At 68.7% G+C, this 502-nt stretch carries 2 protein-coding genes; both read right to left on the bottom strand.

Annotated features, from left to right (window positions below):
* Positions 1-270 (bottom strand): hypothetical protein (locus PUR71_RS41030; protein WP_329924704.1); only part of this gene is annotated, 270 nt, incomplete at its 3' end.
* Positions 271-309: 39 nt separating this feature from the next.
* The coding region (locus PUR71_RS41025; RefSeq protein ID WP_329924703.1) for a hypothetical protein at positions 310-502 on the bottom strand (193 nt) is incomplete at its 5' end.

The following is a 502-nucleotide window of genomic DNA, read 5'->3' as shown; positions in this document are numbered from 1 at the left end:
GGGGGGGGGGGTGGGTTGTTTTTTTTTTGTTTGTGTTTGTGTGTTTGGGTGGGCGCGGGGGCGGCGTGGTGGGGGGGGGGGGGGGGGGGGGGGCGGGGGCCGCGCCCCGAACCACGCCCCGGCCCCCCCCCCCACCCCCCCCAGCCCACCCCCCCCCACCCCCCCAACACCCCCCCCCCCCCCCCCCCCCCCCCACCAACCCAAACACCAAAAAAAAAAAACAAAAACCCACACCCCCACCCCCCCACCCAACACCACACCACCACCCACCCAACCAAACCCGCCCGCGGATTAAAACAACCCCCCCAATCAAACAACACACAAAACCGCCCCCCCCCCCCCCCAAAACCACAACCACCTCAACAACCGCCCCCCCACCACGGTCCCCCCCCACCCCCCCCCCCCCCCCACCACACACACGACCCCCAACCCCCCCCCACCCCCCCCCAAAACACCAACAAAAAAAAAAACAACAACACAACACCACACACCCCCCCCGCCC

The sequence above is a fragment of the Streptomyces sp. SP17BM10 genome (genome assembly GCF_036322405.1).
In the GTDB taxonomy this organism is placed as follows: Bacteria; Actinomycetota; Actinomycetes; order Streptomycetales; family Streptomycetaceae; genus Kitasatospora.
The sequence above is the reverse complement of the archived record's forward strand: the minus strand, read 5'-3'. Positions and strand labels throughout refer to the sequence as shown.